This is a genomic window from Streptomyces novaecaesareae (genome assembly GCF_000716875.1).
Taxonomy (GTDB): domain Bacteria; phylum Actinomycetota; class Actinomycetes; order Streptomycetales; family Streptomycetaceae; genus Kitasatospora; species Kitasatospora novaecaesareae.
In genome coordinates this window covers 1-7,080 of record NZ_JNWQ01000153.1, presented here as the reverse complement: position 1 = coordinate 7,080, position 7,080 = coordinate 1, and the positions used below count along the sequence as shown (strand labels likewise).

General features: G+C 68.7%; 7 protein-coding genes and 1 pseudogene. 6 read left to right on the top strand and 2 right to left on the bottom strand.

The annotated features are described in order from the left end of the window. Positions 1–830, top strand: an 830-nt coding sequence (locus OP86_RS31815; protein WP_324604096.1) for an alpha/beta hydrolase, incomplete at its 5' end; no start/stop codon positions are given. Here OP86_RS31815 and OP86_RS31810 read toward each other — a convergent pair. After that, positions 827–1,738 (bottom strand): annotated as a pseudogene (locus tag OP86_RS31810) (NsdA family TPR-like regulatory protein); the annotation flags it as partial. The gene OP86_RS31815 and the pseudogene OP86_RS31810 sit on opposite strands and share 4 nt — an antisense overlap. A gap of 706 nt (positions 1,739–2,444) precedes the next feature. On the opposite strand from OP86_RS31810, the gene OP86_RS31805 reads away from it, so the two are divergent. From OP86_RS31805 to OP86_RS31790, 4 genes are all read left to right on the top strand, one after another. Then, positions 2,445–2,858 carry an ATP-binding protein gene (locus OP86_RS31805; protein WP_030058633.1) on the top strand — a complete coding sequence of 138 codons (414 nt, stop codon included), beginning with the start codon at positions 2,445–2,447 and terminating at the stop codon, positions 2,856–2,858. Between the two features lie 85 nt (positions 2,859–2,943). After that, positions 2,944–3,936: a Gfo/Idh/MocA family protein gene (locus OP86_RS31800; protein ID WP_030058634.1), complete on the top strand. Its 993-nt coding sequence runs from the start codon at positions 2,944–2,946 to the stop codon at positions 3,934–3,936. After that, positions 3,933–5,186 carry a DegT/DnrJ/EryC1/StrS family aminotransferase gene (locus OP86_RS31795; RefSeq protein ID WP_030058635.1) on the top strand — a complete coding sequence of 418 codons (1,254 nt, stop codon included), beginning with the start codon at positions 3,933–3,935 and terminating at the stop codon, positions 5,184–5,186. The genes OP86_RS31800 and OP86_RS31795 overlap by 4 nt, the downstream gene beginning before the upstream one ends. Then, positions 5,183–5,617, top strand: a complete 435-nt coding sequence (locus tag OP86_RS31790) for an NUDIX domain-containing protein (RefSeq protein ID WP_199815200.1) — start codon at positions 5,183–5,185, stop codon at positions 5,615–5,617. Before OP86_RS31795 ends, OP86_RS31790 begins: the two co-directional genes overlap by 4 nt. A gap of 95 nt (positions 5,618–5,712) precedes the next feature. Here the strand turns inward: OP86_RS31790 and OP86_RS38940 are convergent, their stop codons facing one another. Then, on the bottom strand, positions 5,713–6,018 hold the full coding sequence (locus tag OP86_RS38940) for a putative quinol monooxygenase (protein ID WP_030058637.1): 306 nt from the start codon (positions 6,016–6,018) through the stop codon (positions 5,713–5,715). Positions 6,019–6,297: 279 nt separating this feature from the next. On the opposite strand from OP86_RS38940, the gene OP86_RS31780 reads away from it, so the two are divergent. Further along, positions 6,298–7,080 (top strand): LysR family transcriptional regulator (locus tag OP86_RS31780; RefSeq protein WP_051831125.1); only part of this gene is annotated, 783 nt, incomplete at its 3' end.

Below are 7,080 nucleotides of genomic sequence, written 5' to 3'. Positions count from 1 at the left end.
ACACCAACGGCTCCAACGCAGGACCACGACGACGCACCGGCACATCCGAAGAATCACTCATGCAAGATCTAACGACGAATCTCCGGCGCAGGACACTAGCCGTTCTCGCCCATGGCGCGGGCGTCACCCGCGAGGAAGGCGGGTTCTTCGGCCGCCTGGCGGCCGGCCTCGCCGCTGTCGGTATCACCTGCCTGCGCTTCGACCTGCGGGCCCACGGCGCGAGCGGTGGCCGTGCAGCAGACCTGACGATCGCCGGGGTGGCCAACGACATTCGCGCCGCATGCGATCACCTCGCCGTAGTCGCCGGCCGGCCGGGGCCGGTCCACGTCATCGCAGCATCGTTCTCAGGTGGCGCTGCTGCCATGCACGCCGGCCAGTACCCCGGAGAGATCGGGCGGTTGGTGCTGCTGAACCCGCGCATCGACTACAAGGACAGGTTCATCACCGAGCGAGCAGGCTGGTCAGGCAACTACCTCGCTCCTGACCGCGCCGCGCAGCTCGATCAGGTCGGCGCCTTGCCTCGGCAACCGTTCGAGACCGGCCGTGCTTTGCTCAACGAAATGTTCCACCTCCCCACCCCCGAGGCCGTCTGTTCCGCCGTTCACTGTCCGGTGTTGATCGTCCACGGGACGAAAGACACATTCGTGGATGTGGAGTTGTCACGGCGGTACGCTCCCCTGTTCGGGGACGGCGTGGGAGCCGTCCTGCACGAACTCGACGGCGCACAGCATGGCTTCGCTGTCCATGACGATCCCACCTACGCCGCTCCACAGTCGCAGGCCTGGCAGCGCGAAGTGATCGCCGAAGTAGCGGGATTCCTCACTTCCTAACCAGCCGCCAACATCATGAGGCGCTCACGGAGTTCCCGTACCTGCGGTCGCAGCCGGTACGGGAACAACGTCCTTGCGGCACCTTGGAGTGCGCCAAGGGCTTGCCGGGAGCGAACATCTGCAGCAATATGCAGCGCTTCAAGGGCAACTGCAGCAGCTTCGTCCGGTTCCCCCAAATCGGCAAGAGCACCAGCCCAGAACGCGCTGTAGTGGGCGCGATCGCGGGGAGCGAACGCCTCGGTGGTGAGCTGCGCCTGGAACGCCGAGGCAGCCTCAAGGGGACGCCCGGCTTCCCGTAGCCGGATCGCCGCCTGCACGAGAAGACGCTTCCGCGTGTATCCGTCGCCGAGCGGCCCCGTGCACGACGGAGGCCCTGCCGGCGGGTCGGCCCTATCGAGCGCAGCGTGCGCCTGATCCAGAACTCGCGCGATCTCATCGGGGCGCGCTCCCGTCATCGCCATACCCCGTGCCTCCTGCTGTAGCGCTTCGGCGCGTGCTCGGGGAGGCAGCTTCCACGGCCCACTGGCAGCGGCCCTGGCAAGGTCGAGCATGCGCACCGGATCGCTGCGCCCGAGGACCTGGGCTTGCCGCATGAGCACGTAAGCGTGCATGGCCTCGTCCCCGGTGAATGTCGCCCATTCCTTGGCCTGGTTGTGCCAATAGGCAACGACCTGGTCAGGAGCACCCGCATCGTGGTGCAGCCACGCCGTGAACTCCGCCGCCCTGGCACCGAGGACAAGAAGCTCACGTCGGATCGCCGGATCGGCGTCGCGAGCAGTAGTACTGATAGCGGACAGAATTCCCAGTGCCGCGGGCATCGCCCGATGCGACCCCATCCGCAGATCCATCCGCGCGGTCTCGTCCAGAGCAGCACGGAGATGGCCGACGAGTTCGTGGTCGCTGAATCGGTGGGCGTTGCGGGCAGCGGCGGTGAGGTGGCCAAGGCCGCGAGGTCCAGCAACGGCACGGCAAGCAGACCGCCCATGAAGGTTCGGCGGAACATGGCGTCCTCCAGGTCCGGCTTGGTGTCAGCAGGCAGCCCGAGCCGCACCGAATGGCTGAGGGGAGGGACGAAGCCGAGCCGTTCGAGGGGCACACCGAACATTCCGGTGAGCACCCGGCGTGCGTCCCGGTTGGGCCACGTGGTCTGACCCGACTCCCAGCGCCTGACCTGACGCACCGAGATTCTGGCCTTTGATCCCATCGCTGCTGCGGTGGCGTCGTATGCCGCGGCGAAGTCCTCTTGAGTACGCCAGCCACGATTGATCCGCGCAGTAACGAACGTCCCATTCGCTGTGTATTCGGGCATCGTCTACACCCCCACGAATCCAGGCTAGGTCACCAACCCTGGCCGATGGCAGGAGATACAACTTACCCCCGAAGTGTCCGGCGATGTGTCCTCCGGTCTGACCTCACCCCAGCCGCAGAAGCGTTATTGACTATCCATCAGTCCGCTGGGAAGCAGACGCTGGCTGACCGCCGGCGCTGGTCGGTGGTGCCCGTGTGCGCCCGAATGACCACCGCGCCGGGGATGCGTCATCTCCGTCACGTTTCCAACACCACCAACCCCGGCTGCATCCTGCCCGCAGTCCCTCGTTCAAGCAGGAGGACTCCGTGACCTCCATCGCCCCGTCGCCCACCAGAATCGGCGGCCCGGCCACAGCCGCCCTGAAATACCAGCCCGAGTCAGCCAGCGCGGCCCGGAGGTTGGTTCGACGCAAGCTTCAGGACTGGGGCCTCGACAACCTCGTGGACGACGCCCAGTTGATCGTCACCGAGTTGGTCAGCAACGCATGCAAGACCGGCTGCGCGACGTTCATGGTCGTCAAGATCGGCAGGATCACTGCCCAGACGATCCGCATCTCGGTCCGTGATGGCTCCCGCGCACTGCCCGTTCTTCTTCACGCCGGGGACGGCGAGGAGTGCCACCGTGGCCTGGGCCTGGTCCACAAACTCACGGCCGGACGCTGGGGTGCAACCCCGGACAGCTACGGCAAGACCGTGCACGCCGACCTCCGCGTCAACTGACCGCCTCGGCCCCGAAAGAGGCCCAGTCCGTCACTACTCGACTCACATCGACCGAGTTCCTTCACGAAGCGAAAGGAGTATGCCCATGAAGCGTCGTGCTGCCGTCATCGGCCTCGGGCACCAGGCCCTCGGAGATCACCTGCCCGGCCTGCTCGGCTCCCACCGGGCTGAACTCGTCGCGGTCTGCGACAGCAACCCCACGACCCTGCACGAACAGCAGGAATCGCTCCGGGTGCCCGCGTTCGCCCGGACCGCCGACCTACTGGACGCCGTGGCCCCGGACTTCGTCATCGTCGCGGTTCCACACCGCGCCGGCCGGGCCGTGGTCGAGGAGTGCGCTGCCCGGGGCGTGCACGTGATGAAGGAGAAGCCGTTCGCCACCACTCTCGCCGAGGCCCGAGAGCTCGCCGCGATCTGCCAGGCGGGACAGGTGGAGCTGATGGTCACCCTCCAACGGAGGTTCAACCCGATCTACACCTCGGTGGTGCAGTTCCTCGACCAGATCGGCACCCCGTTCCTGCTGGACGCCCAGTACACCTTCCATACCGACGACCCAGGAGCCGGTTGGCGTGGGGAGGTCCGACAGGCCGGGGGTGGCTGCATCATCGACATGGGGTACCACCTCGTCGACCTCCTGCTGTGGTACTTCGGGCTCCCGAATCGAGTCATGGCCGACTTCTCCGCGAGCGCTGTGCCCGGGGCCGGCTACGACGCCGAGGACACCGCCGTCATCCAACTCGGCTACGAGACCGGACTCTACGGCTCGGTGCTGCTGTCGCGCTGGATGGCCCCGAAGACCGAGAGGCTGCGCATCGTCGGTACCCGCGGCTCGGTCCTGCTGATGAAGGGGCAGGTGCAGCGGCTGGCCCTGGACGGCACAGTCGTGGAGGAACTGACCCGGCCGCACGCCCCCGCGAGCGCGGCCACCACTCAGATCGACTACTTCTGCCGGGTCCTGGACGGCGAGCGCCCCAACACCTCCGGCCCCGAACAGCACCTCGCCCATGCCGCCTTCATCACCTCCTGCTACGAGTCCAAGTCGGCACGGAGCTACATCGACCCGAAGGGAATGCTGTGACCTCCACCCTCGCTCTGCTGGGCGGCAAGCCCGAAGTCGCCGCGCCAGGCCCGCACTTCACCTGGCCACCGATCGATGACACCACCCGCGCCAAGGTCGCCGCCCAGCTGGAGGAGGCGATCTCCGTCCCTGACCGGTCCGGCATCGTCGCCGAGCTGGAGGACGGCTTGCAGGACTACTTCGGCGTCCGGCACGCGGTCACCACCAGCTCCGGCACCGCCGCCCTGCACGCTACCTACTGGGCCTCAAGGATCGAGCCCGGTGCCGAGGTCATCGTCCCGGCCTGGACCTTCCACGCCACCGCATCCCCGCTGTTCCACCTCCGCGCGGTGCCGGTGCTCTGCGAGACTCTGCCGGACGGCAACATCGACCCGAACCGGGTCGAGGAGCTGATCACCCCACGCACACGAGCGGTCATGGTCACCCACCTGTGGGGCAAGCCCGCCGACATGCCCGCCCTCGTCTCTGCAGCGAACACCCATGACCTAGTGGTGCTGGAGGACGGCTCGCACGCTCACGGCGCCAGCATCGCCGGGCAGAAGGTCGGCACCTTCGGCCTGGCCTCTGCTTTCTCCCTCAATGGGCCCAAGCCGCTGTCCGGCGGAGAGGGCGGATTCGTCCTCACGGACGACGACGACATCTACCACCGGGTCATCACGCTCGCGCATTACAACAAACGAGCCAAGACCGAGATCCCGCAAGGCCATCCGCTCGCGCGGTACGCGGTCACCGGCGCCGGCCTCAAGCTCCGGATCCACCCGCTCGCCGCCGCCATCGCCCAGGACCAGCTCGCCCGGCTCGACGGGTACCTCGGCGGTCGGGCTGAGATCGCCCGATACCTCACCGGACAGTTGGCCCGGATTCCCGGCCTGGAGGTCACCGAGATGCCCACCGGGGTGATCCCGTCCTGGTATGGGTTGACGCTCACCTACCGACCCGACGAGCTCGGCGGGCTGCCGATCGAACGCTTCCATCAGGCGCTGATCGCCGAAGGCGCCACCGAGTTCGACCGGCCCGGCTCCACGTGTCCGATGAACCAACTGGCTCTGTACCAGCACCCCGCATCGCTGTTCCCGGGCCACCCGCACTCCCACCGCCGGTACAGGACCGGAGACTTCCCCGTGGCCGAGCACGCCCACGCCCACACGATCAAGCTCCCGGTCTGGCATCGTGAGCAGGATCTCGAACTGGCCGAGCAGTACGTCCGCGCGGCCATCAAGATCAGCGACCATCACAAGGAGCTGCTGTGACCGTTGTCTCCCCCGAGCTCGTGGCCGGCCTGGCGGCCGACGCCGAAGCCGCCGGCATCGCCAAGTTCGTAGCCGCCGCCGTGATCGAACACGACGGCCGGGTCCTGCTCCTGCGCCGCAAGCCGGAGGACTTCATGGGCGGCCTGTGGGAAATCCCTTCCGGCAAGGTCGAGGCTGGGGAGACCCTCCTCGAAGCCCTCCGCCGTGAGACGGCCGAGGAAACCGGCCTGACCATCAGCACGGTTCACGGCTACCTCGGACATTTCGACTACCCCAACAGCCGCGGTGGCATCACCCGGCAGTTCAACTTCTCCACTGCCGTGCAGAAGACCGAGCCCATCGTCCTGACCGAACACGACGCCCACCAGTGGGCACTCATCAGCGAGCTGCCCGAGGTCAGCGATGCGGTCCGCAAGTTGCTCGCACCCTGATCCGGTGGCTCGTCCAGTCGGCTCCACCTGGAACACGGCGCTCCCCTCGCATGGCCCCGCGCGCCCCGGCCGGGGCGCGCGGGGAGCTCGCACCGTCAGATGAGGCCCTTGGCCGGGTCGCCGGCCGGGAAGGCGTCCAGGACGGCGACGTCGGCGGGCTCGGCGAGGGCGGCGACCAGCACCGGACCGAGGGCGGCCAGCGGGGCGCCGGTGCTGTGGGCGTCGAGGGCGGCCTGATCGGCCCACTTCTCGACCACGGTGATGCGGTCGGGGCCGGCGTGGACGGCGTAGAGCTCACAGCCTGCCTCGGCGTGTATGGCCGGGGTGTGCTGCTCGAAGGCGGCCAAGACCTCGTCGCGTCGGCCGGGCTTGGTCTTGAGCGTGGCAATGACAACGGGCATGTGGATCTCCAAATGATATTGAGACGATCATGCTATAGACGGGTGGTCGGCGGGGGTGGGGCAGAACCAGTCATCAGAGGTTCTCCAACTCGGTGGATCAGCCGCCCACTCTGCTGCACCCCCGGCCCCGCCCCACCGCCGTTGCCCGTCCGGGCGCCGTTGCCCGATCCGGCGTTCGGAATTTCCGAACGCCCCGGTACGAGGCCCCGTCCGCACCCGTACGCTGTCCCGCAGCACCGGGAGCCAGGGCGTTCGGGGGAACCAGTGGAACTACGTCAGTTGCGCGTCTTCGAGGCCGTCGTCGCCCACCGCACCGTCACCGCCGCGGCCGTGGCACTCGGACTCGCCCCGTCCTCCGTCTCCGAGCAGATCCGCGCCCTCGAACGCGGCCTCGGCACCGAACTGTTCGACCGGCCCCCGCGCGGCATGGCCCTCACCCCGGCCGGCGAACGGCTGCTGCCGTGGTCCCGGCGGCTGCTCGACCAGGCCGAACAGGCCCGGCGCGAGGTCGTCGCCGACCGCGCCCGGCTGCGCCTGGGCGCCCTGGAGGCCATCGCCGCCACCCACGTGCCCACCGTCCTCGCCCGCCTCACCGAACGGCGGCCCGACCTGGAGATATCCCTGCACACCGACACCGCCCGGGACGGCCTGCTCGGCGGCGTCGCGGCCGGGGCCCTGGAGGCGGCGCTCATCCTCGACACCGCCGGCCCGCTCGGCGAACTCGGCTTCTACCTGCCGCCCGCCCCGCTCGACCACGTCGACCTGCAGGACGTCCCGCTCGCCCTGGTCGCCGCCCCCACCCACCCGCTCGCCCGCGCCACCACCCTCACCCGCGAGGACCTCGGCGGCCAACGCCTCCTGGTGAACACCCCCGCCTGCTCCTTCCACCTGGCCGGCGAACGCCTCCTCGGCCACCACGTCGACCGCGTCCGCACCGGCGGCGTCCCCGTCACCCGCGCCTGCGCCGAACAGGGCCTCGGCCTCGCCCTCCTCCCCGACTTCGCCGTCCACGACCAACTCGCCGCCGGCACCCTCATCCGCCTCCCCCTCACACCCCCACCC